Annotated in this window: 22 protein-coding genes; 11 read left to right on the forward strand and 11 right to left on the reverse strand. The window is 40.9% G+C overall.

Translation table 11 applies throughout. The features are described 5' to 3' along the window. The first annotated feature begins 118 nt into the window (after positions 1-118). The 5 genes from KO530_RS15255 to KO530_RS15275 all read left to right on the forward strand — a co-directional run bounded on the left by KO530_RS15255 (position 119) and on the right by KO530_RS15275 (position 7572). Positions 119-1699, forward strand: coding sequence for an FAD-binding oxidoreductase (locus KO530_RS15255; protein WP_216049311.1), 1581 nt, complete (start codon positions 119-121; stop codon positions 1697-1699). A gap of 58 nt (positions 1700-1757) precedes the next feature. Continuing rightward, positions 1758-2576, forward strand: coding sequence for an aldo/keto reductase (locus tag KO530_RS15260; RefSeq protein ID WP_252729300.1), 819 nt, complete (start codon positions 1758-1760; stop codon positions 2574-2576). 45 nt (positions 2577-2621) lie between these two features. Next, on the forward strand, positions 2622-3842 hold the full coding sequence (locus tag KO530_RS15265; protein ID WP_216049312.1) for an MFS transporter: 1221 nt from the start codon (positions 2622-2624) through the stop codon (positions 3840-3842). A 414-nt stretch (positions 3843-4256) separates the two neighbouring features. Beyond that, the gene (locus tag KO530_RS15270; RefSeq protein WP_216049313.1) at positions 4257-6725 is read left to right on the forward strand and encodes a TonB-dependent receptor; all 2469 of its coding nucleotides are present in this window, start codon (positions 4257-4259) and stop codon (positions 6723-6725) included. Positions 6726-6804: 79 nt separating this feature from the next. Beyond that, positions 6805-7572, forward strand: a complete 768-nt coding sequence (locus KO530_RS15275) for a hypothetical protein (RefSeq protein WP_216049314.1) — start codon at positions 6805-6807, stop codon at positions 7570-7572. Positions 7573-7718: 146 nt separating this feature from the next. On the opposite strand, the gene KO530_RS15280 is transcribed toward KO530_RS15275, so the two are convergent. Continuing rightward, a complete protein-coding gene (locus KO530_RS15280) occupies positions 7719-8399 on the reverse strand; it encodes a hypothetical protein (protein ID WP_216049315.1) in 681 nt (226 codons plus the stop codon). Between the two features lie 255 nt (positions 8400-8654). Between KO530_RS15280 and KO530_RS15285 the strand changes: the two genes are divergently transcribed. Next, positions 8655-9650 carry an NADP-dependent oxidoreductase gene (locus KO530_RS15285; protein WP_216049316.1) on the forward strand — a complete coding sequence of 332 codons (996 nt, stop codon included), beginning with the start codon at positions 8655-8657 and terminating at the stop codon, positions 9648-9650. A gap of 12 nt (positions 9651-9662) precedes the next feature. Continuing rightward, the gene (locus KO530_RS15290) at positions 9663-10472 is read left to right on the forward strand and encodes an alpha/beta fold hydrolase (RefSeq protein ID WP_216049317.1); all 810 of its coding nucleotides are present in this window, start codon (positions 9663-9665) and stop codon (positions 10470-10472) included. A gap of 178 nt (positions 10473-10650) precedes the next feature. Here KO530_RS15290 and KO530_RS15295 read toward each other — a convergent pair whose 3' ends face one another. Both KO530_RS15295 and KO530_RS15300 read right to left on the reverse strand, forming a co-directional pair. Then, positions 10651-11544: a DUF4437 domain-containing protein gene (locus tag KO530_RS15295; protein WP_216049318.1), complete on the reverse strand. Its 894-nt coding sequence runs from the start codon at positions 11542-11544 to the stop codon at positions 10651-10653. 114 nt (positions 11545-11658) lie between these two features. Continuing rightward, positions 11659-12687, reverse strand: coding sequence for an NADP-dependent oxidoreductase (locus KO530_RS15300; RefSeq protein ID WP_216049319.1), 1029 nt, complete (start codon positions 12685-12687; stop codon positions 11659-11661). Positions 12688-13236: 549 nt separating this feature from the next. Between KO530_RS15300 and KO530_RS15305 the strand changes: the two genes are divergently transcribed. After that, on the forward strand, positions 13237-14040 hold the full coding sequence (locus KO530_RS15305) for a GntR family transcriptional regulator (RefSeq protein ID WP_252729301.1): 804 nt from the start codon (positions 13237-13239) through the stop codon (positions 14038-14040). A 115-nt stretch (positions 14041-14155) separates the two neighbouring features. Here KO530_RS15305 and KO530_RS15310 read toward each other — a convergent pair whose 3' ends face one another. From KO530_RS15310 to KO530_RS15335, 6 genes are all read right to left on the reverse strand, one after another. Continuing rightward, the gene (locus KO530_RS15310; RefSeq protein WP_216049320.1) at positions 14156-15193 is read right to left on the reverse strand and encodes a DUF1838 family protein; all 1038 of its coding nucleotides are present in this window, start codon (positions 15191-15193) and stop codon (positions 14156-14158) included. 207 nt (positions 15194-15400) lie between these two features. Continuing rightward, positions 15401-15751, reverse strand: a complete 351-nt coding sequence (locus tag KO530_RS15315; protein WP_216049321.1) for a hypothetical protein — start codon at positions 15749-15751, stop codon at positions 15401-15403. A gap of 47 nt (positions 15752-15798) precedes the next feature. After that, a complete protein-coding gene (locus KO530_RS15320; RefSeq protein WP_216049322.1) occupies positions 15799-17019 on the reverse strand; it encodes a class I SAM-dependent methyltransferase in 1221 nt (406 codons plus the stop codon). 177 nt (positions 17020-17196) lie between these two features. Beyond that, positions 17197-17508: a c-type cytochrome gene (locus tag KO530_RS15325; protein WP_216049323.1), complete on the reverse strand. Its 312-nt coding sequence runs from the start codon at positions 17506-17508 to the stop codon at positions 17197-17199. 58 nt (positions 17509-17566) lie between these two features. Then, entirely contained in the window at positions 17567-18991 is a 1425-nt protein-coding gene (locus tag KO530_RS15330) for a flavin monoamine oxidase family protein (RefSeq protein WP_216049324.1), read from the reverse strand. A 203-nt stretch (positions 18992-19194) separates the two neighbouring features. Further along, complete coding sequence (locus KO530_RS15335) at positions 19195-19902, reverse strand: Crp/Fnr family transcriptional regulator (RefSeq protein WP_216049325.1); 708 nt, start codon at positions 19900-19902, stop codon at positions 19195-19197. Between the two features lie 729 nt (positions 19903-20631). On the opposite strand from KO530_RS15335, the gene KO530_RS15340 reads away from it, so the two are divergent. From KO530_RS15340 to KO530_RS15350, 3 genes are all read left to right on the forward strand, one after another. After that, the gene (locus KO530_RS15340; protein WP_216049326.1) at positions 20632-21789 is read left to right on the forward strand and encodes an iron-containing alcohol dehydrogenase; all 1158 of its coding nucleotides are present in this window, start codon (positions 20632-20634) and stop codon (positions 21787-21789) included. A 69-nt stretch (positions 21790-21858) separates the two neighbouring features. Beyond that, the gene (locus KO530_RS15345; RefSeq protein WP_216049327.1) at positions 21859-22719 is read left to right on the forward strand and encodes an isocitrate lyase/PEP mutase family protein; all 861 of its coding nucleotides are present in this window, start codon (positions 21859-21861) and stop codon (positions 22717-22719) included. Positions 22720-22743: 24 nt separating this feature from the next. Next, complete coding sequence (locus tag KO530_RS15350) at positions 22744-23379, forward strand: isochorismatase family protein (RefSeq protein ID WP_216049328.1); 636 nt, start codon at positions 22744-22746, stop codon at positions 23377-23379. 83 nt (positions 23380-23462) lie between these two features. Here KO530_RS15350 and leuD read toward each other — a convergent pair whose 3' ends face one another. Continuing rightward, positions 23463-24089 (reverse strand): 3-isopropylmalate dehydratase small subunit, encoded by a 627-nt coding sequence (gene leuD / locus KO530_RS15355; RefSeq protein WP_216049329.1) that lies wholly within the window; start codon positions 24087-24089, stop codon positions 23463-23465. Then, complete coding sequence (gene leuC / locus KO530_RS15360; protein WP_216049330.1) at positions 24086-25501, reverse strand: 3-isopropylmalate dehydratase large subunit; 1416 nt, start codon at positions 25499-25501, stop codon at positions 24086-24088. The genes leuD and leuC overlap by 4 nt, the downstream gene beginning before the upstream one ends. Positions 25502-25513 lie beyond the last annotated feature (12 nt).

Consider the following 25513-nt stretch of genomic DNA (forward strand, 5'->3'; position numbering starts at 1 on the left):
TACTTTACTAATTAGGTTTAGCATGCGACCAATAGATTTATAGTGTCAGGTTGAAACTGAATATCACTAACAAACACGCATACTAGCTCAGTTGAATAGACTTTTTTGGAGACGAAGAGTGAATAGCAGAAGTGATATATCACAGGTTTTAGAAAGCTTAGTAAAATTTGTTGGTCAAGAACACGTTTTAACCGATTCCTATTCTTGTAGTCTCTATGCGCAAGATGTTTTTACTAAAGAAAAACCTGCTATTGCCGTTGTTCAGCCAGGCTCTACTAGCGAATTAGCTGACGTTGTTAAAACAGCTACAGCACACAAATATATCACTATCCCCCGCGGTGGAGGTATGTCGTACACCAGTGGATATGTGCCGCAACAAGACAATTCTATCATTATTGATATGAGTAGAATGTCTAAAGTGCTAGAAATAAATGAACAGGATATGTACGTCACAGTTGAGTGTGGATGTACATGGAAAGCGCTTTATGAAGCATTGAAAGGTACCGGTTTGCGTACTCCATGCTGGGGAACATTGTCAGGAATTTACGCTACAGTAGGTGGCGGGTTATCACAAAATGGTATGTTTTGGGGATCCGGTCACTTTGGAGCTATAGGTGACTCTGTTATCAGTATCGAAGTCGTACTTGCTGACGGTTCAATAGTAGAAACCGGATCAGCAGCTCAAGTCAATGGCACTCCTTTTTTCCGCCATTTTGGACCAGATTTAACTGGCTTATTTGTTGGCGATACTGGCTCGTTAGGATTTAAAACACGGGCAACATTTCGCTTAATGCCCGAATTAACTGCCAGAGAATACATTTCGATGGACTTTAAGAGTTCGGATGATGCATTAACTACGATGAGTGAAATTTCTCGTCGTGGTTTAGCCATGGAATGTTTCGGATTCGATCCGTTTTTGCAAGCGCAGCGCAAACAACGGGAGAGTTTAGCCTCTGATGCTAAAGCACTAGTTGGTTTTATGAAATCAGCAGGGTCTATTGGCCAAGCCATCAAACAAGGATCTAAGATAGCGTTTGCTGGCAGAGGTTTTATGGATGATGTTGATTTTTCAATACATGCATTTGTAGAAGAGCGTTCACCACAAGCGGCAAAACAATGTCTTGATGATATCCGCGCCATTGTGAAAAAAAATAACGGTAAAGAGATTGAAAATACGATTCCCAAAATCCTCCGAGCGAACCCTTTTGGTCCAGTAAATAATATGGTCGGCCCAAATGGTGAGCGTTGGGTACCCGTTCATGGTCAATTCCCTCACTCAAAAGTCATCCCTGCGTTTAATGCTGCTGAAGCCATTTTTACTAGTCACAAAGCTGAAATGGAACGATTGAATATTGGTGTTGGTTATTTATTTGCGGTTATTTCTACCAATGCATTCGTCATTGAGCCGGTATTTTTTTGGCAAGACTGTCTCAACGAATTGCACGAAAAAAGCGTAGAGTCGGCCCATTATAATAAATTGAAAAAGTTTGACGAAAACATCGAAGCCCGTGACGCCGTTACCAAGATAAAAAAAGAAATAGCGGCAAAATTCAGTGAGATGGGTGGTGTGCATTTCCAAATAGGAAAGAGTTATGCCTATAAAGAAGGTCTGAAACCAACAGCTTTACAACTCATTGAACGTATCAAAAGGCTAGTTGATCCCGAGCGACTTGTTAATCCAGGCTCTTTAGGATTATAACTTCCCTTTTATTAGGCTAAATGCAGTGCGCAAGCATCCGCGAAAGGAACAGAATACAATGACAAATAGCGTTAAAATGTTAGATGGAAATGCAATCCCCAAATTGGGTTTGGGTGTATGGCAGGCCAGTAACGAACAGGTTGTAAGCGCCATTCACGCTGCTTTCGATGCGGGTTATCGCTTAATTGACACAGCTTCTGTTTATGAAAATGAAAGTGGTGTTGGCACTGCCATCAAGTCGAGTAATTTAGCCAGAGAAGACATTTTTGTTACCAGCAAGTTATGGAACAAAGATCAGGGTAATGTCCAAAAAGCCCTTGAGAAAAGTTTAACGCTTCTAGAACTAGATTATTTAGATTGTTATCTGATCCATTGGCCCGCACCTTCTTTAGGTCAATATACCAATGCATGGAAAGAGTTAATTAAAGCGCAACACAGCGGTTTGATAAAATCCATTGGGGTGAGCAACTTTTTACCTGAACATATCGACACTCTCATCCAGCAAACCGGCATCACACCAGTAATAAACCAAATCGAAAAACATCCCCTATTTAGCCAACAATCCTTATCTAAATGGTGCACTGAACGGGATATATTGGTCCAAGCATGGAGTCCTTTAGCACAAGGTGGTGAAGGTATTTTTGAGCGTCCAGAAGTGATGGCCATCGCAGCAGCGCATCAAAAGTCTCCAGCACAGGTAGTATTGCGTTGGCACATACAGAAAAACACCTTAGTCATACCTAAGTCTGTTACTCCATCTCGTATTGCTGAAAATATTGATGTTTTCGATTTCGTTTTGACTCCGGATGAACTCAAAACAATAGATGCGTTAGATAAAAACCAGCGACTCGGACCAGATCCACTCGACTTCGTTTAAGCAGAACCTAATACCTAAAACACAATGACTAACATTGGAAATAATATGAATAAACATTATCCATGGCTAATCGCCTCTATTGCATGTATCGCGTTACTTGTTAGTAACGGTATGGGCATTTCCGGTTTATCTGTTTTTGATGAATCCCTAATAAAAGAATTCGGATGGAGCCGAGGAGAACTAAAGTTCAGAGATATGGTGACCTTTGCCACTAGTGCTTTATTAGCTCCCTTCGGTGGCATGATAATCGACAAGATAGGTGCTAAACGTGCGTTACTTATGGGTTGGGTATTATTAGCCACAGCTTATTTTTCATATAGCCAAATAGATTCATTGCAAGGATTGTATGTCGTCCACGCATTACTAGGCTTAGTATTGATTCTATGTGGTCTTAATCCTGCGGTTATTTTAGTTTCCAATTGGTTTACCTCAAAACGTGGCGCGGCCATTGGTATTACCTTAGTTGGCACTAGTTTAGGAGGTGTTTTATTCCCTCAATACGGTTTATATATGAACGAATTGTTCGGATGGCGAGAAACCATGCAATGGGCCGTCGCATTTCCTTTAACTATGTTGATTGTAGTCGCAGTTTTAGTAAAAGATCGCCCTTCACAGATGAAGCAGAAAGCCAACCAAACAGCGGAGCAAAGCAAACCTCAACCATTAACAGGTATGAGCTATATAGACGCTCTTCGCACCCGCACTTTTTGGGCACTTACTTTAGTTGCCATGACCACCTTTTATACGGTCTTAGGTGTTCAAGCTCATCTATTCCTATATATGCGTGATTTGGGGTTTGAAACTAGCACTGCCGCAAACGCAATTAGTTTATTTTTTATGTGCGCGTTGATTGGTAAATTTGTTTTTGGCTTTGTCGCTGACCACATACATTTCAAAAAGGTTTTCATTGGTAATATTGCGATAATGTTGACCGGGTCGTTATTATTAGCATTGATGAATAAAGCTGTTTTGTGGGAAGCAATCGTATTGTTCGGCCTAGGCTGGGGCGGCGTGTACACGACCATTCAATTGTCTGCAGTTAATTGTTTTGGATTAAAATCAGCAGGTAAAATACTAGGGACAATTACCGTATTAGATTGCTTAGGCGGCGGATTAGGTATTTGGCTTACCGGGGTATTTTATGGAATGAACTCAAGCTACGATTTAGCTTTTTGGGTATTCTTTGGACTTATTTTGATAGCCATTCCGTGTATTACCCAAGTAAAAGAAACTGCCTATACTAAATTAAGTAAAACGGCTGCTTAGCCAACGATATTGAGCTAAGGCCTTAACGTATTTTGTTAGGGTCTTGGCGCCCTCCCCCTTCTCTGATTGATTACATCTTTTTCATCCCACTTGGTTTCTCTTAATACAATTTTGCTACTTTTAAACTAGCACCTTCCTGCAAACATCTTGGAAAATGCTAATAATATTAAGTATTTACCGCAGTTCAACAGGTTTAGATAAATTAAAACACAAAAATCACTTGGTTTTTGACATTTGTTAAGGCGGCGAAAATTCAAGCTGCTTATGCTGGTAGCACATAAGCACAAAGGTTGCGAGTGTCGGTTAACTTTTAAATGTTACAGGTTATTTAAAAAACACAAAAATCACAAAAGAACGTTTCATTTTTCGTAAAAGTTAATCGCTGCCTAGATAAACACTAAAAAAGGAATGGTTATGATCAACTCTAAATTACGCAAATACGTGTATATTGCGGGAACCGCATTCGCGTTATCTCCAATTGCTACAACGCTGGTACACGCTCAAGATGCTGGCGCAGAAACTGAGGTTAACAGTAATTCACTGGAAAGAATTACGGTTAGTGCGCGTAAAACAGATGAATCCATTATAGAAGTACCTCTTTCAATCCAAGCATTTACTAGTGCAGATTTAAAAGAGAAAGGAATTGCAGACATAGAGACCTTAGCTAATTTTGCCCCTAATTTGGATTTCCAAAACGTGGGTAACTCCCAACCAGGTAGATATAATCCAGGTATTCGCTTTAGAGGAATGGATATCGCTATTACCACACCGACCACACAAACAGGTGGTTTCTTGGTAGACGGTGTTGCCATGCTCGGCGGTGCAAGTTCAGTTTCATTTAGTGATATCGCACAGGTAGAGGTAATCCGTGGGCCACAACCAGTCTATTTTGGCCGTGGTACTTTTGGTGGTGCAATTAATTACACTACAGTCACCCCAACTAGTGATTTTAATGGTGGCGTTTCGGTTAACTACAGTCCTACATTTGGTAGCCAAGAGCTAGAAGGTTATGTAGAAGGTGAAGTTATTGAAAATTTAAATGCTCGCCTAACTGCATTTTCTCGTAAACAAGGGGCCCCTTTTACAGCCAATGATGGCGGTGAACTTGGAGAAGAAAAAACCACAGGTGTTTCGTTAATAGTGTCATTTACACCAACTGATGACTTAAGTATAAAAACACGCTTTGCCTATTCCGAAGATGATGATGGCGCGACAAGTGGTACATTTGTGCCTTTCTCTATTTATAACAATATTTCAGCTGGTGATGGAATTACTATTCCAACCAACAACGGCATTCAGGATGTTACCTTTACCCAGCCTTGGCTTACTGGTTCCCTACCAACAATAGATGTGAGCAACAACGCAACGTTTTACGACCTTGTAGTTGCAGGGCAACCAATGTTTGACCAAATACTTGCCGACGGCACTTACAATACCTTAGATTTACTAAACCAACGCCCCGACTCAGGCGATACTCCAAGCCTTAATAAAATTGGCCTAGCTGCTGAGTTAGTGGTCTTTTCATTAGATGCTGAATACCTAATCTCAGATGACTATACCTTGTCAATATTAGCTGGCTACAATAAAAGAGATACCACGCAAATTCGTGATAGCGACCAAACAGACAGTGAAGCTTGGATAACGGCAACTTGGTTAGAATTAGAGTCTTGGTCAACCGAAGCGCGTTTCACATTCGATAATGCAGGCAAGTTGCGTTGGATGGTAGGTGTAAGTAAATCAGAAATTGACCAAATGGGCGACGTTGACGGCGGTTGGAATGTATTTAACGGTTTGTTTGGTGGTCTAGAATTTGGTTATGGTTCAAGCTCACTTGATGCTACCAACATTGCTTCTACGGGCGTTTTTGGTGCCATTGAATATGATTTTACTGACGAATTTACAGCAGTATTTGAAGGTCGCTATCAAGAAGACACCTCAATTACCCGTGGTGGTGTAAGCGAAGCAACGTTAACTGATGCAGTTGAACAAGACTACGACGCTTTTTTACCTCGAGTGAGCCTTCAATACAAACCAAATGCTGATACCAATGTATTCCTTACTTATTCAGAAGCGCTATTGCCTGGTTCGTATAATGCGCAACTTGACTCTATAGACCAAGACGACGCGGCAGCATTCCTAGCAGAAAACCCGAATGTACAAAAGACCACAGGTGAAGAAAGTTTAGCCAGTTATGAGCTAGGCTTAAAACAGGCTGTATTAGATGGCAGCGTGTGGTACTCATTAGTCGCATTTTATCAAGAATGGGAAGGAATGAAGTCTTCTGGTTTATATACATTTTTTGGTGCAAGTACGGGAACCCCTTATTTCTTAAACCCAACAATGGAAGGTTCAAGTACACAGCAAGGTATCGAAGCTGAAGGTCGTTGGCAGGTTAGCCAAAACCTAAATGTTCAATTTGCTTATGGTTATACAGAATCTGAATACGATAGTTACTACAGTAACTCGTTCCGTAGTGTATTAGGCTTGCCATACGGTACTTTCCTCGAAACTGCTGGCAACACGCTCCCTCGTTCACCAAAACACAGTGGTGCAATAGGTGTTAGCTGGAAAGATACGTTAAATAGCGAGTGGGATTATTCTGCACGTGCAGATTTAACCTACAGAGGTAAAACCTATACTGACGAGCTCAATTTGACCACAATTGATTCATACTCACTATTGAGTCTCTCTTTGGGATTCCAACATGAAAGTGGTATCGATGTAGAACTGTACTGTAAAAACTGCACAGACGAGGATGGTTGGGCAACTGGACGTCGAAACACTGACTTCAGTGCTATCCCTAACTTCTTCACTTCACAAGGTGCGGTAGTTGACCCTATCATGCCAAGAGAAGTTGGCGTTAAAGTCGCTTACGCATTTTAATTTGTAATTGGTTATTCGAGGGCGCCTAATCTAGGCGCCTTTTTTTATTGCATCACTTAACACACTCATTGGCTTAATTATGTTACTAACTCTGCCCCCAACTATGCGCTTATTGCATAAAACGACTAAATCTTTAGCCCCCATACTAGTTTGTAAAATATTGGCTGGCACTATGTTGCTTGGTACGGCAATCACTAGCTATGCAGAAGATTTAAAATCTGTGCCATTTTGGACTGTCCAACAGGGCCATTGGCTTAGTGAAAATACCTACATGGATGGTAAATTTAATACTAAGATAAAACACTACGGCACTATCTTCTCTATTGATGTGAATGCAACAGAGGCCAGTATAACGGAAAGGAAATTCTACCCACCTGGTTATTTTCCAGGTAGCGCCGTTGGGCTCGAAATACCCGAATCAATGGGTGTACAACTGGTGCAAATTAGCAAAGCCCATTCTGTCAATAATCTGCAAGCACCTGGCAGTGTGGTCTTCTCCCCTCTCAATGCCTATAGAGCTGGAACAGAAGACAAAATACAACCGGTTACGCAAAATAGTGCTCTTTTTACCTCAACCAATAAATCAACTAAGCAACTCGCTTACCAAATGCTAATCTCTTTACCCAATCCCAATACGCGTATTGTGGTTAATTTAGGACTTAATCCAGAAGATAAAATATATGAACTCGGGCCATTGCGGGGCGTTTCTGTATTTTCGGCAGTTCGAATTCAACACGCTGAGATAGAAAAACAACAAAAGTTATTACGCCAGCGCTACAACACCGGTGTTGTGGTGACAACCGATGAGCAAGGAAAATATAAAGCAACATGGTTAGAAAACCAGTAAGTAGCTGTATACCTCCTAGCTTGTAAATGGCAATAAAGCATCAACCAGCACTTACTATTGGCGCACCTTAGTGGATGAATAGCAGGCATTAAAAAAGGCTTTAACATAAAATGTTAAAGCCTTCTGACTATCTGAAGTGACATACCTTAGAAAGGTTTAGTCGCTCCCAAGAAGCCTACACCAGCAATAATGATCCAATATAGATATGCTAAATAGCGAGAGATTCGAATCGAGTTCTCAAGTTCAGCTTCTAAAGCGTCATCTTGTTTTTCAGCTAGTTGTCTGAAAATAGTTGTCCATTGGCGCATAACAAATCTTAGGTACAAACCAATACACAACAAAACAGAAAACAATAAAATCTTTACTGAGAACCATCGCATTCCTTCTACCGCAATAAAAGGACCGTTTCCTGATAGAGAAGAAATAGCACAGATAGCGATTACAGGAATAAATATATAACGTAGCTTTTCGTCTATTTTTGTCAGCATCACACCACGATCCGTTTCGCGGAAGAAAAAAGCCGTCCAACAAAGTGCCAACCAAAGCGCAAAAACAGACCAAACTGCTACCAGTGCCCAACCACCATAGGGCTGTATTCCCCAGATATTTCCCATGTGGAAACCAAGGGGAAATAATAATAAAATGCCTGTTCTAGCGAGTATATCTATGCGATATGCGGTTTCTAAATGTCGTTTCCTTTCGTCCATAGATAACTTTCTATTAACGACGTTAAACGAGATTTGGAATACCCCCCACTCACCACCTAACCAGTAAACCATTGCAATAATATGTGCCCATTTTAGAACGGAAAGTTCTACGATACCCATTTGTTAACTCCTCTTTTAAGCTGAGTTTACAATACAGTGAGAATTTGTACCGTCCTTAACAAAAATCAAAATTGCTAAAGAAAACCCAAAAACAGCTATAAATACATTTCAAATTCGAGGGCCATCAATGATTATCGATGACAGATGTCTTATATGACAATTATCAAAGTACCTTGCAGCTAAACAAACTAAACTAATATCAAATTACATTGTCAGTCGAAGTTGACTGCATATTTGCTGATAAGAAGAGAAAACATGATCAATACAATCGTTCAATTAAGTGAAACGCCTGTAGGCGTGCCAAAACCATCTGATTTTAAATTAGCGACAGCTGAAGTAGCTAATTTGCAAAACGATGAGGTGCTGTGCCAGATTATGTATTTGTCGTTAGACCCTTATATGCGCAGTCAAATATCAGGATTACATATTTCCGGTTCGGTATTGCCAGGAACAATGATGAACGGTGAAACAGTAGCACGTGTCATCGATAGCAAATCTAATGAGTTTAAAAAGGGTGATATCGTACGAGGTTTTGGAGGCTGGCAGCAATATGCAGTTTTACCGGCTAAAGCGCTCACTAAATTGCCTGCAGATGCCTCGTCTTATTCTGCTTATTTATCTGCTTTAGGTTCTACAGGTTTAACAGCTTACGCTGCTTTAATTCTTAAAGGTGCCCCCAAACAAGGTGACACAGTAGTTATTCCGGCAGCAACTGGTGGAGTAGGTTCTACAGCCGCTCAGCTTGCCAAAATATACGGATGCAAAGTTATCGGCATCGCCGGCGGCGAAGAAAAATGCCGCTTGGCCGTTGAAAAACTGGGCTACGATGCTTGTATTGACCGCAAAAATGAAAATGTCGCAGAGAAATTGAAAGAGTACTGCCCTGACGGTGTAGATATTTATTTAGATTTAGTGGGTGGTGAAACATTAAATATCGTTTCAACCCAATTGGCCATAGGCGCTCGGGTTATTCTGTGTGGCATCATGTCTGAAGTGAATAAAACCGAGCGTTCTGGTGGCCCTATGCCAGCAATGTGGATAAAAAGCCGGGCTACTGTATATGGCTTTGTGGTTTATGATTTTGAAGGACAACGAGCCGAGTTCATCAAAGAATGTCAATCATACATCGACGATAAACGATTAGTGTTGTTTGAAGAGATTACTACAGGCATTGAAAATGCGCCCGACGCTTTCTGTCGACTAATGAACGGTAAAAATATCGGTAAAGTTATAGTCAAAGTTTCAGAATAGAAGGGGTAGGTCATGACAGCAGTGAAAAGACACTATATTGATTTACCCAACGGCCAAATTCACTTTGTTGTGGCTGGTCAAGGACAGCCTGTTTTCTTATTGCATCAATCGCCAATGAGCAGCGCTGAGTGGGATGACATCATCCCACTACTTGCCAAGGACTTTATGATAATTGCACCAGATATGCCTGGACACGGTCAATCTTATGATCCAGATTATCCGATGCAAATAGAGGATTTTACCGATGTAACCGTACAGTTTATCGAAAAACTCGGATTTGAGTCGGTAATGTTAGTTGGCAATCATTCAGGTGCTGCCCTTGCCACCTCAATTGCCACTCGATATCCAAATAAGGTGTCTAAGTTAATCATTTCCTGCGAAATGCTGGCATCTAAGGAACAAATTCACGCGTTTATCGAAGCATTGAAAAAGAAGCCTTTGAGCCGAGAAATTCCTATGGATTCAGAAGGACAGTTCATTGCCGACGCTTGGAAACGCTATCAAATGCTCGCACCTACAAGTTCATTAGAAACCCGTTATAAGCCCTTTATAATTGGCCAGGCTGGACGATTGCGCCCCTACGATATACATCATTGTGTCTTAGAGTGGATGGAAAAAGAAGATTGGATGAGCCGCATTGAATGCCCTACGTTGGTATTCGGGGCAGAAAACGATTTATTTTACTCTGAACAAGAGCTTGAAAAAGCCTTAGAGCGCATTAAACAGTGTGAAATAACCACCATTAGTAATGCGGGAGCCCTTAGCACTTTTGAAAATCCGCAACAAATGGGTAAAAAGTTTCGGGCTTTTCTGAACCACTAATTATCCCTCAACTATCGACAGGGCTATAAATAGCCCTACTGACTATTCCGGCCCACCTTTGTGGGCATAACTAATTCAGCGTCACAAACAAAAAACCTCAGAGGTATTGATGAAAATACAACTGAGGTTTTATCCAACGCTGATAATAATTAATATCAGCTTGTTAGGTGATTACCAATTAAGAGTAATACGGGTCTTTCATTGGACCTAGAGACTTAGAACGTACTGGCTGCAATGGCGCAGGATCTTGCGTTCCAGGATAATCTGGCCCCCAGTTTACAGGGTCACCGTGCATTTCCATTTTCGCATTATCAGTATACCAATCAACCAAACGACCATCACAACGTAGTAACCAAGTAGCGCCTTCAGGACCCGCTTTAAAGTCACCATGACGAATCAACGGAGGACGGAAGAAGTAAACACCTGGCCACTGTTCACCGAAGTTGAATTCAAATGTTCCCTGAAGAGTATAGGCTTCTTCATATACTGGGTGATGAGCCAATGGATGCTCAACCCAATCTGGCTTAGCTTTAATTAAACGGGTATAAAAGTCGGTTTTTTCATCACGGAACAATAATTTAATGAACAAACCTGGTACCGGTGTACCACCAGCAGAGAAATCCATAGGGCTACCAATTTCAACAGGAACCCAATCCATCAAATTACTGTGCTTAACAACTAGTTTTTGGTCTTCGCGAACGCCTTCTTTATCTGCACTGGCTTCTTCAAATTCCCAAGTACCAAATTCGCGGAAGTACAAAATTTCTGTACCTGGTTTAACTTCAATTGCCGGACACAATACACCAGGAGGAGTACACCAGTAGCCACCTTCGATAAGAACTTCATCACCAATTTTCACTTCACCACCGAGGACATACCATTCGGTTTGTGCCACATGAACACCAGCGGGACGAGCCCAGTAGGTGTCGAACAAAATCTTGGCTGATACTGAACCATCTTCTTCGTCATAAGAAAGGTTGCGTTGTCTAGCTTCGCCTTCGGTAGCACCTTTTAATTCTGAAGGATGCCAAATCAAGTCCTTTTCGTCGATCATTTCTACATGAGGTCTCATGATTTCTCCAATTAGTTATAGTTAAAATTATAGTTTTAAAGGGCTACAATTACTTCAGTCCTTTAGTAATTTTGTTCCACTAATTCATTACAATATTAGCGAAACAACGTAAATTTAGAAGTCAACGATTTTGATGCCACAGCTTCTACCATCAAACATCGATTGCAGAGCATCAGGGGCAGATTCCAACCCTTTAAAAACATCTTCTGTTGGTTTGAGTTGACCAGATTTGTACCAGTCAATGAGTTCCTTTTCGGCCGCAGGGAATTGATTAAAGTAGTCCCATACAAAAAAGCCTTCCATCCGCGCTCTTTTGTAAATCACGTTGTAATAATAACGAGGACCTGGCAATGGCGGCTCTTGATATTCGGTAGAAATCATTCCACAAATTACGGCTCGACCTTTTAGCGCAATATTTTTTAGTGCAAGGTCGAGAATATCGCCACCGACATTATCAAAATAAACATCTATGCCTGTTGGACAATATTGTTTAAATTTAGCGTCAATATCGTCATTTTTATAATCTATCGTTTCGTCAACACCAACAAACTCTTTTAGCCATTGGCACTTATCTTTGCCGCCAGCGATACCAACAACTTTGCAGCCTTTAATTTTAGCAATTTGGCAAACGATTGAACCAACACCACCAGCTGCAGAAGAAACTACAACCGTCTCCCCTTTTTGAGGTTTACCAATATCTAGCAAACCAAAATAGGCAGAAAATGCGGATGAGCCTAAGATACCTAAATGAAGATACTGGGGTTGTTGTGGGTTATCGACTTTTTGTAAGGTTTTAACTAACAATTCACCGATATCGCCGCTTTGAACCGAATAGTCTTGCCACCCTGTAGAGCAAGCTACAACATCACCGACTTTATAGTCTTTGTTTTTAGACACTAATATTTCGCCGACACCACGTCCTCGCATGACATCGCCTATCTCGATTGGCTCATGAAAGCGGCTCTCTTCACCCATTAGATAAGCTCGTTGCGCCGGAGAAAAACCCAATGCAGAGGTTTTCACCAAAAATTCACCTTCACCCGGCTCTGGAATCGGTGTTTCTTTGATCTCAAATAGTTCAGAAGTGACTGCTTCACCCTGACGAATATTTCGACTCAAACAAAGTTGCCTATTTAATGTCATTGGTTCGTCCTCAATTGCTTTACAAAGAACCGTTATTTGTATTCAAAGTTTAATAAAGCGAATTCGCTTCAATGAAATAACCGTTCGATTAATCTGTTGACTGTTGATATGGTCTGTTTGCAAAAATGCAGGCTAACTGAATATGCTCTCGCAAATTCAAAGTGTCGAAACGTCGAATTATCGTCACTCTTGAGTATTGACCGATAATTTAGGGTAAATCTTTAACGCAGGTCTATCGTAAAAATGTTTTCTGTGAAAGCCCGTATTCATACAGTAATTGGATAATAGCGTTCAGTCGATGGGTATTAAAATGATAATTGTCAATAAACGAAGAATTAAATCTAATTTTTCGACAAATTGTAATAAAAAACAATAAAGAAATACTAAACGAATATAAGCATTTTTTGCTAAAGCATTAATTTTAAAGAGATTAACGATCAGATGATTGTTTAATATGCAACGACCAAATGAAAAGGTATAATGACTTACGTATAATTCTTTTGTGAGTTAAACACCGTTTAAAATACACGACAGCTTAAGGAAAGAAATTTGTCTAAGTTAACTATTATTAAAACACTTAAACAGTATAGCCAACACATTGGCTTAGAATGGAATGGACCTACTCCCCTGTATCACAAGTTGTACAGTTTATTGAAAGACCAAATCGTCGATGGCACCATCAGTTACGGGGCTCAATTACCCACAGAGCAAGAGCTGGGTGAAGCTTTTAAATTGTCTAGAATAACTGTAAAGCGCGCCATGGATGAGTTAGCTGCAGAAAAATTAGTGGAACGTCGTCGTGGACGTGGCACTTCGGTTACCTATAAATATAAACCTAAACCAGCCAAATCTCCGTTAGTGGGGTTACTCGAAAATATCGAAACCATGGGTCGACATACGCTATCTCGAACCATCGAAATTTCACAAACTGTACCACCAGCTGATATTCGTGAAGCGCTTGATTTAAAAGATGGTGAAACAGCCTGTCGCTTGCTTCGTGTTAGGTTAACAGAAGACGAAAAAGTACCTTATGCATACTACATAAGCTGGACTTTGACGCCAGCGAGTACCTTTAATGCAGAGGCATTAAACAATCACACACGGATCGAATTACTCAGACAAATCGGTATCGATATTTCACGTATTGATCAGATAATTAGTGCTGAGGTGGCTAGTCCCGAAGTTGCTAGGGAGCTCAATATTCGTGAAGGAAGTCCATTGTTAGTACTTGAGCGTCGTTCTTATGATAGCAATGACAAACTCGTCGACATTCTGTATTGCCGATATAACCCGTCTATTTTCCAATATCAAATGACGATGGATTTAGATGGCTATAAAGAAAATGCACAATAGTTCTACATTAGGAATGGTTGTTGCTGACAGCCATTTGAACAAGGTATCGTTAACCACGATATAGTTGTGAAGAGTAGCGCCAAGCTAATCGAAATTAACTTGGCGCTTTTTTACTTTAAGATTTTTTAACAGGTGCTGGGGTTTGTTCGTTAGCGTAATGCTCTAAACTAGACCAGCTAGGCTCTACCCATTTGGTTGGAGCTGAAAAGTACTTAGGATAGTGTTTTTTCGCATAGGCCAAGACCTTTGGAGAAACCATATCCATGTTGTCATAACAGCCCATGATACAATTATAATAAGCATGACCTTCTGCCTGACCCATCAACATCCACGGTAACCATGGGGTAATTCGGTTCCAACTACCAGAAAACAGTAAACTGGTTACTTTAGGATCTGCTAAGTCTTCTTTATCAAATACATATGTGAACATCTCAGAAACGCGATTCATTTCACCTGATGATTCACGTGGCCATTTGTCTGGTTGTAGTGCATTTTTATAAAACAAATGCGTACTATTTTGCAGCATGACTTTATCATCGCCTACTTCAGTCCAAGGTAAAATCATTGGAATGTCAGGCATCTCAACTTTTTTATTCAAACCGCCGTATGAAGGTGGTTTTGGATAGAAGGGGCCAATTTTAAAGTTGAACGGGTCATTGGCGATATGCACCACTTTAACCGTTTCATCAGTATATGGATTTTCCCACTCTTCTAAGACTTCACCAGTTTTTAAATCGGTATAAAAACCAACTTCACGGAGTAATTTTTCATATACGCCAGTTCCAGTGTCTTTCAGTCTTGCAAAAGAGAAACCTTCAAAACCACATAGTTCGCGATTTTTTTCACCTTTTCTAACACCAATAACCGTACCGCGATACCAACCAAACTTCTCTTTACCGAAGTCCATATCACCCATGATTCGCGCCAAGGCGTCACGGTTCCAATAGTTGTCGCTATATTTAAGGGTATCACTATCTTTGGGCAATTTAGCTTTTACACTCGGATCTATAGTAATGGCTTGAGCTCTGCCAACGGCCAAACCAAGACCAGCAGTTGCTACACCAGCGCCAATAAGATTCTTTGCTGTTTTGCTTAAAAATTCTCGACGAGAATTACTCTCTTCGATTTCATTGTCTTTCTTATCACTTTGCATATTTATCTCCGCATTTAATAATTAAGTCGCTTCTGCCAACAAACTTCATAATCTAGAGTGAAGTTCTGATCACGCTTTCAAGCATTGATCTGGTTATTTGTTACTTAAGTGCCTTGCTTCACACAATACTGACCTGCCCTCGCCGTAAGGTTTAATCGCCTCAGCGGCAGAACAGATTGGATATTTACTCACCTAAATGATTTTGAGTTAATCAATCTTGCCACTAGCGATATCATCAATAACTTGATCAAATCGACTTTTACTATCTCTGGCTTTTAGTTCAGCAGATTCTTGATTCATAACACTGAAAAGATTACCTAGGAACACCTGACGCCTAGCTTCACGCTGTTCAAGTGTGGCTTGATCTGGCGTGTATTTCTCAACATCATCAGCACTAATCTGGTTCTTTTCTATGGCTAGCTTTTCCAAGGTATCAAGACGATCCCTTGTAGCTGAAAGTTCTTGTGCAAGAACCATCACCATATGCATTAAATAGTCAGATTCTGGAGCTGCGTAAAAATTTGGGCGTTTGCCTTTAATAATTTTATTTTGATTCATGTTTTCACCTTTTAGACTTTATTATTGGGTCGTGTGTAGAGTTAACGTTAGACAGCTTTTTGCGCTATCAACACTTCCCAACCACCACCAGGTGCATACTCTCCAGCCGTAAACTCTCGATCCGCCAGCTCCTGCGCTTTTTCTTCAGAATAGGACTCACTTTGCGCCATTAATTCCATAATAGCCATTGGTGCTGTATCAAACTTAATGTCTTCTCGCTTAAATCCAGCTTCAACTGCTGTAGCAATTTGATCGGTATTTCGCATAGCCGTCCAAAACGGCTCGTTGTTGTACCAAGTTTCGTTATCTAAGATAAGTTGAGTGTAAACGTCCATATCATCAAATGGCGGTAAATCAGCGTGGATCATAATTCCACCAGGCTTAAGCAAACGCATACATTCTTTGAATATCTTAGGCATGGCATTTTTGGAAGTTTCATGCAGTAAAATGTGAGAGACAATCAAGTCAAAACTCTCATCTGGATAATCGGTTTTTTCAGCATTAGCAAGCTTAAAATGAACCGGCAATCCTAACCCTTCAGCACGGTAATGGCCGTAGGTGACACAGGCTTCAGATACATCAATAGCGTGTACTTCAGCCTCTGGAAATAATTCAGCAAAAGGTAATGTTGAGTGACCAATTGTGCAGCCCATATCCAAAATACTTGTGGGGTTAAAGTCTGGATAATTACGCTTTATATAGTTACAAACCGACCTTCCCATGTCGTCATTGTTTGGGCCCATATAACCTAGGGCGTAAATATAAACGCCTCTGTCATACAGTGCGCCACTATATAACTTGCTTACATCTTTAGGTCCACAATATCCCCCAGGCATACAATGAATATCCAATTCAGAAATATATTTAGGAACAACGAAACCTTCATCAATTTTTAACGAACCGCCCGCTTTGGGTAAATTTTTCGCTTTCTCTTCTAAGTCATCCATTCTCTGTTCAATGCCATCAATTACTGAAAACCACTGTAATTCTTGACTGGAGCGATTCACGCTTAAATAGGTTTTAAAAATGGGGTCATCGGCGAAAGCTTGTCTTGCTTCTTTGAAATCTTGAGGATCACGCTTATGGGTTTTGTTAAACTTTGCGATAGCGCGAGTTTGATAGGTATTTTGTACCAAAGGTAATATGTCTTGCTGGATATACCCCTTTAAACTTTTCACAAACTCTTGACGAGCACGATCGTCGGCATCACCAACAACCAGCATTGGATGTTCATTCTGTTGAAATGTATTCAGTAAATTCGATGACATAATTTTTCTTCCACATGTCTAATGTTTAAATATATTGGTATCAAAGCAAATGCCGTGATTGAAAATTTATTGTAAATTGACCCAACTTTAAGATGACGCACACTTGTTCCAATCGAGTTAGACAAATAAAAGTCTGTTAAGCATCAAATGACCAAACTGATAAAATCAAGTAATAAACTAAAGTGATGCAAAGTACGCTGCTAGATCCGTTATTTCTTTGTCATTTAACGGCTTTGCTAACAAGTTCATCATCGGATCTTTACGTTCACCACTACGAAAAAGTTTTAGTTGATTTTCCATATATGGACCGTGCTGACCTGCTAAATTCGGCCAAATAGGGCCATAACTAATACCAGCACTGCCATGACAACCAACACACCCATCTTTAATTGCGAGCTTTTTTCCAGCTTCGACATCACCAGCTAAGGCGTCTAAAGAGGGGACTAACGCAATCAATAACACTAGGATGACTTTAAATTTTATCTGCATATCAAACTCCAACATTTACTCATTCGGTATTCATTATTTTCTAAAAATCGAAATTGGTTTATACCAAACGAGATAAAATCTCCTGCGTGACGCGCTCACTTGATTCAAGCGCACCTTCCATACCTGATGACCACTGAGCAGTATGCTCGCCTGCAAAGTGGAGGTTGCCAGCCGGTTTAGCCATAGATTCGCTATAACGACTAACCTGACCAGGATGCCAAACGGCAAAAGAACCTTTTGACATAGGCTGTTGCTGCCAAGAATTCACTTTAACGAACCGCACTGATCCTTTTGCCTCAGGTAATGCTCTGTAAAATTCTTTTTGGATTAATGCGCTGGCTTCGGAAATCGACATTTTGTCTAAGGCCTCAACGGATTGACCATTTATCCAAACCGTAAGGTTGGTGATACGCCCCACCTGACTAGGGTCGGTTGCCATAACACGCTCAATGACAGTGTCAGCCCATACATTTGGTAATATGCCTGAGCCTTCCCAGAACGGTTTTTCAACTTCGAAATAGGCTTGATACACCTGACTGTAAACAAGCTTATTAATTGCTTCATTTTGCAGGGCTGGTAGACCAGGAATAGATACGTCTCGCAATGTAGAAAACGGTAAAGAGCTAATCACATAACTTGCTTGATGTTGGGAGCCATCGGCACAAGTCACATGCATTTTATTGCCTTTTTGAACAATCGATGTAACCACTTTATTCTTTAAAACTGGAGCTTTAATTGCTTTCGCCATAGCTTCAGGTAAACGCTGATTGCCATTTGCAACCATTCTCACACCACCGGGAGTTTGCATTGATTGATACAGTAATCTGTTAGTCCGATGTTGAAATAGTAATGAAGTATCTTCTAAGGTACGGCCGTAGTTATTAGTGCGTCCGATAATATCAATGGCTTCGGGAGAAAAACCTTTTTCAGCTAATAGGTTAGCCACCGGAACATCCAATCCAAAATTAGCTTTTTTGAGCCAATCATCAGGAGAACTTAAAGGCGGTCTTCCCAATACAGTTAACAACGCTCTATCTGGCGGTAATGAACGGTACTTTTCGGGAAAAGGATTATATTTTGAGGTTGGCCAATCAGTTGGCAAGACTCTTTGACCTTTGACAAAGAAAGTTTGTCTTATAGGCTCGTTGCCTAACATAAAGTCGACTTGATTTAATGGAACGCCTAGACGCAAAGCCGTGTATAAAGTACGTCCATAATTAGAACCAATTGTTTGACCACCAGCCTCTGGTTTGCCCGGCACATCATCTAAGGTGAATAAGCGACCACCAATTCTATCCCGGCCTTCTAAAACAGTAACGGATAGTCCCGCTTGCTCTAACAAATGGGCAGAATTCAAACCTGATAAACCTGCTCCAATGATTATAACATCGGTTTTTCCATTTCCCCATGAAAGCGGCGGAAACATCGCGGCTCCAGCCAATGTGGCAGTGGATTGGAGAAATCGTCTTCGGTTCAACTTCATATCAAATATCCTATATATGATTGGAGCGTGCTAATTGGTTTTTCAACATAGTTAGCTTGAGCCTATCCCAGGGTTTTGCGACTAGCATTGATATTTGTCAATACAAAAAGAAAAAGATTAAATCGAATTAGACAGGAGTTTTTGATGATTTTAAAAGAGCGCTGGGCGTGTCCTTGCCCAAAATGACAGTCACATTTAATGAACTAGCATTCAGCCAATTCGCTTAACGCAGGTAAATTCAAAATTTGTAGGTGATTTAGTTTGGGGAAAGCGACCAAACCGTCGGATTTTAACTTAGCCAAACAACGACTCACCGTTTCTATGGTTAACCCCAAATAGTCAGCCATATCTTGACGGGACATATACAATTCAATGCGATCAACACGGGCACCGGGTAATCGTTCTAATAATTGCATGAACAAGAAACATAATCGTTCTAGCGCTTTTTTCTGACCTAAAACATAAAGTTGTTCCATCACTCTAGAAAATATGGCCGATTTAATCTGTTCCATATTTTGCTTAAGGTGACCGCCTTCTTCACTAAGGCTATTTAGTTTTTTGCGACTGAATTTGTATAGTTCAACTTTGGTTAAGCAGCGAACCGCACAATCATAATTTATTGAATGGGTTAATCCAATGAAATCACCGGGAAATAAAAAACCAATGATTTGTCGTCTGCCATTACTGAAGATTCGCTCAATCGCTACAGTTCCGGAGATCACGTTATAAACAAAATCAGCAGGCGTATCTTGGCGAAATAAATACTCGCCTTCATCGCACTTGGATTGTTCAGCATAGGAATCCAAACGGTCCAATTCATTAGGTGTCATGCCATGAAATAACAGGCAATCGTTAAGCACTGTATTGGTATAAGTAGGACGTATATGTTTAGGTATAAATATTGTTGACATATCATTATTCCTTTTTAACAAGATAATTACATGAATTTTGATTACTAGCAAGTACTTAGCTGCATTTTTGATCAGCAACTTTTAAAGCAAACAGCATACCAAAATCCTGATTTTTGATATTTATCAATATTTTTCAAAGACTTATTTGGCAGTTTTAGTTCAGATAATGAACAAATGATATATCATTAGTATTAAATTTAGTTTATTTGGTACATAATGATGCATAGCGTTTACCTATTTTGGTAACTTATTCTGAGTACGTATTATTAACAAGCGGATTAAGCTCAGGAGGGATATGGGCAATTACACAGCAAAATTGGTCAATTCATCAGCGAACCAACACATTGTGTTTGTCCGATTTCTTGTCTTTGACATTTGTCATGGCTGATTTAACTAAAGCATGCAAAATAGTTAAGGGGGAGTTCTGTTCACCAGCGTTGTGAAAATATAAGTAGTAAGTGAAGCATTCCATCAGTTGCGTAAACAAAGTTGTAGTTTGGCAAAATCAGGTTAGTTTCCGTCTTTAGATGTGTTTGATTCTCGACTACCGACAAATTGGTCTTCTCACTCAGATCAGTGTTAGTTAGATAATTTTTTTAATCACTACCAATCATCAACAGCCCACAAAGCGATAGGGCGCAAGATATAGACAGTAAGTTAAACAGCGCAGCTTAAAACCATGGAGTTAACAGGCGGTGCATTAACATTACAGTAATAAAGGAGTCACCCATGACGAGTACCGTCGAGTTTATTACCGCAAATAAGATTATTTGTAACATTGGAGCTATTGAGCAAATCGCTGAGCATTGTCGCGCCCTTGGCATTAAACAGCCTCTTATCGTCACCGATCCTGGATTGGTAAAAGCGGGCCTAGTTACCCATATAACCGCGCCTTTAAACAAAGCCGGAATCACCGCCGTAATTTATAGTGATATTCAGGCAGATCCACCAGAATCATTGGTATTGTCTGCTGCAGAATTTGCAAAACAACTTCATGTAGACGGGGTAATAGGCTTTGGTGGAGGTAGCAGTTTAGACGTCGCTAAACTACTTGCTGTGTTGGTAAACTCGAAGCAGCCTTTGAAGGATATGTACGGGTTGGACAAAATTAGAGATAAACGTTTACCGCTAATTTTACTTCCTACTACTGCTGGGACAGGATCGGAAGTTACTCCCATCTCAATTATAACTACCGGAGAAACCACAAAATCCGGTGTCGTTTCGCCCTCTTTATTACCTGACATAGCGATTTTGGATGCCACCTTAACAGTAGGGCTTCCACCGGCAATTACAGCTGCTACTGGTATCGATGCCATGGTGCATGCAATAGAAGCTTTTACCGGAAAAATTAAGAAAAACCCTTATTCAGACATGTTAGCAAAAGAAGCGTTGCGCCTAATGTCGCAAAACTTGTTAGAAGCAGTGAATAATGGCAGTAACCTAGAAGCTCGTTCAAACATGCTGCTAGGCGCACTAATGGCAGGACAAGCTTTTGCCAACTCACCAGTGGCAGCGGTCCATGCCCTAGCCTACCCATTAGGCGGTAATTACCATATTCCCCATGGCCTGAGTAACTCATTGGTTTTACCCCACGTGTTACGTTTTAACGCACCTGTAGCGGCCGATTTGTATGCTGAACTGCTGCCTAGTGTCACCTCGGGGCAAAATCATCAAACCGGTCAAAAAGGCTGTGATGCATTCATTAATGTCATCGACAATTTAATTACTGACGTTAGCTTGCCCAAAAGTTTACAGGCATTAAATGTTCCCCGTGAAGACCTAGGAATGTTGGCCGACGAAGCGATGCAACAGCAAAGACTACTAGTTAATAATCCCCGCGAGGTGACTCGCGAAAATGCCCTCGACATATACGAATCGGCCTATTGAAAATGCAATAAACAGCAACGTTGTTTTAGTTCGAGATTTTATTAAATATTAATGGAGAAAAGTTAAAAAATGGCTAGTCCAATACTGAGAGAAAAATTAGACAAAGGTGAATTTATATTTGCCCCTGGAATTCAAGACATGATCACAGCGGTAGTTGCGAACAAGGTTGGATTTGAAGTAGTTTATGGCACTGGCTACTGGTTAACAGCTTCAGCTTATGGCATAGCCGACGCTGGAATAGTAAGTTACACTCAGATGGTTGACCGTATGCGTACTCTTGTTAAAACCAGTAATGCAGCGGTAATGGCCGATGCAGACACAGGTTTTGGCGGATTATTAAACGTACATCACACTGTCCGTGGTTACGAAGAAGCGGGCGTTTCTGCCATCCAAATCGAAGACCAAGAGTTTCCAAAAAAATGCGGTCACACGCCTAATCGCAAAGTGGTTCCTTGCGCTGACATGGTCGAAAAAATAAAGGTTGCTGTTGACGCTCGTACTGACAGAAACATGTTAATCATAGCTCGAACAGACGCCCGTCAAGCCGAAGGTCTAGACGCTGCTATCGCCAGAGCTCAAGCCTATTACGAGGCTGGTGCAGACGTCCTTTTTGTTGAAGCATTGGAAACCAAAGAAGAAATGCGTAGAGCTTGTAAAGAAGTTGGCGGTCCAATGTTTGCAAATATGTCAAATGGTGGCTTCACGCCTATTTTGACCGTTGAAGAAATGAAAGAGGTGGGATATGCCATTGCTATCGCCCCTTCATTAACCAGTTTAGCGGCAGCCAATGCAGTAGAAAAATCGCTGATTGCAATGAAAGAACAAGGTAGCGCTGAACCAGAAGGCGTGCCAATCAACGACTTCAGCGAATTCTGTTCTTTAATAGGATTCGAAGATGTATGGGCTTTTGAAAAGAAATGGGCAAAATAAACAAGGTAGAGAAAGAGTAATTACATGACTATTAGTGAAGATATTGATCAAAATTACGCAAATGTATACGGCAACAAAGTAGGCTATGGTAAAAAACCAGCGTTACTGCTGATTGACTTTGTAGAAGCCTATTATGATAAATCTTGCGAACTGTATGCCGATGTTGAAGATGCGTTAGCATCCGCGCAACGGGTTCTAGAAGCCGCTCGAAAAGCCGGCATTTTAGTTATCTATACAAACGTTGTTTATCATAAATCTGGGGTAAACGGCGGAGCCTTTTTTAAGAAAGCTAAACCTTTACGATATTTAACAGAAGGTTCGCCTATGGGTGCTTGGGCAGGAACATTGAAACCTACCGAAGACGAGTTGGTTATATCCAAACAATACCCAAGTGCTTTTTTTGGTACATCCTTAAGTTCTACCTTAGCGGCTTATGGTGCAGACAGCGTGATATTAACAGGCTTAACAACCAGTGGTTGCGTACGTGCTAGTTGTGTTGATGCTTGTTCACATGGCTTTATACCGATAATAGTAGAAGAAGCTTGTGGTGATCGTCATGAAGATCCACACAAGGCTAACTTGTTTGACATGAACGCAAAATATGGCGATGTTGTTAGTGAGGCAGATATCATAACTTACCTGCAATCTTTGACCGCATAAAAGCGCTAGTGCAATAAAAAAGTCAATCAACTAAGGTTGATTGACTTTTTTAGTTAAAGCGACTTACCTGCTCTTAACCCCATCTAATTTTGCAAATACAACCAACTATGTTGTTTGCGTACTTGCTGCTCAAATGCACTAATTTCTTTTTCATGTTGCAGAGTGACACCAATACTGTCTAAACCATTTAGCAGCATTTCTTTGCTACCCGTCTCTATATCAAATTCAAATTTTAGACCTTGGGGGCTTTCAACTTTTTGCTCCTGCAAATCTATTTTAAGCTTTAAATGTTGCGGATCTTGTTGAGTTTCAGCAGATAACTGCATGACAGCTTCGTTACTAAGCACAACAGGTAGTATGCCGTTGCGCATACAATTCTGGTAAAAAATAGCGCCAAAGCTAGGAGCAATAATGGCCCGTATACCATATTCAGCCAAAGCCCAAACCGCATGTTCACGTGATGAACCACAGCCAAAATTGTTACCCGCTAGCAACACTGTGGTATTAGCGTATTCTGGTTTATTTAAGATGAAGTCGGGGTTGAGTTCGCGAGAATCGGGCATCACATAACGCCAAGAAGCAAATAGCCCCTCACCCAAGCCCTTTTTAGATACTCGACGCATTTCCCTACTCGGAATAATGGCATCAGTATCAATATTGATTCTTAATAATGGCGCGGCAATACCACAGTGAGTTGTAAATGCTTTCATCGATCACTCCTTGGAACCGCACGCGGATCGGTAATACAACCGTATATGGCACTGGCGGCCACGGTTTCTGGACTGGCTAAATGGGTACGAGTCTCTGGACCTTGGCGAGATTCAAAATTACGATTACTCGTAGATAAAACCCGTTGTTGTTTACCAAAGTGCTCCCCCCCAGCATAGAAGCACATGGAACATCCACTTTCTCTCCACTCAAAACCTGCATCTAAGAAAACCTGATGTAAACCTTCACGCTCGGCAGCCGCTTTTACTTGCTGCGAACCGGGAACACAAATGGCTTTCACATGAGTAGCCACTTTTTTACCTGCTAAAATAGCTGCAGCTTTACGAAGATCTTCAATTCGCGAATTGGTACATGAACCGATAAATGCGCAATCTATCTTGAGGCCGAGCAACTTATCGCCTGACTTTAAGTCTTGATAAGCTAGAGCACGTGTTGCCGCTGTGCGTGCATCTTCAGAAGCTAAGGTATTTAATTCAGGAACGGTTTGGCTGATACCACAAGCATGTTGTGGGCTTGTACCCCAAGTGATGGTAGGTTCAATATCTGCAACGTCTATTTTAATTTCAGTATCGAACAAGGCATCCTCATCGGTGCGCAGATTATGCCAATATTCTACAGCAGTGTCCCATTGCTCGCCTTTAGGCGCATAAGGGCGACCTTGTAAATAGTCGATGGTTTTTTGATCCGGTGCTACTAAACCTGTAAATGCCGCAAACTCTACAGCCATATTACATAGAGTCATTCTCGCTTCTATCGACAGGGCTTCTACTGCAGGACCAGCAAATTCTATTGCATGACCAGCGCCACCGTGGGCACCAAATTTACTGATAAGGTGGAGAATCATATCTTTGGCTGTGACACTTGAATTCAGTTCGCCTTCAAACCAAACCCGCATCAATTTGGGTTTATTAATACGTAGAGTTTGAGTCGCCATTGCATGTTCAGCTTCAGAAGAACCAATCCCCCAAGCAGCCGCACCTAAAGCACCTTGAGTACAGGTGTGACTATCCGGGCAAACTAGGGTTAAACCTGGTTGTACGATACCCAATTCTGGACTAATGACATGGGCGATACCTTGTCGTTCATCACCTATGTCAAATAAGGTAATGCCCGCGGCTTTGGCTTCTTTACGTGTAGCTTGAATAAAGTCTTTCCCTGAAGGCATGACAGTTTCATCACCACGACCTGGAAATGTATCGACAATATGATCCATGGTGCAAAAAACTTGGTCTGGATGACGAACTTTTCGTCCAGTTTCGGCCAAACTTTGCAACGCAATAGAACCTGTTCTTTCGTGTAAAAAGACTCGGTCAATGTAAACTAAGTAAGTCCCATCAGGTAATTGTTTAACCTGATGAGCATCCCATATCTTCTGAAAAAGTGTTTTGGACATTATTATCTCTTG

This window comes from Aliiglaciecola lipolytica, from assembly GCF_018860635.1.
In the GTDB taxonomy this organism is placed as follows: domain Bacteria; phylum Pseudomonadota; class Gammaproteobacteria; order Enterobacterales; family Alteromonadaceae; genus Aliiglaciecola; species Aliiglaciecola lipolytica_A.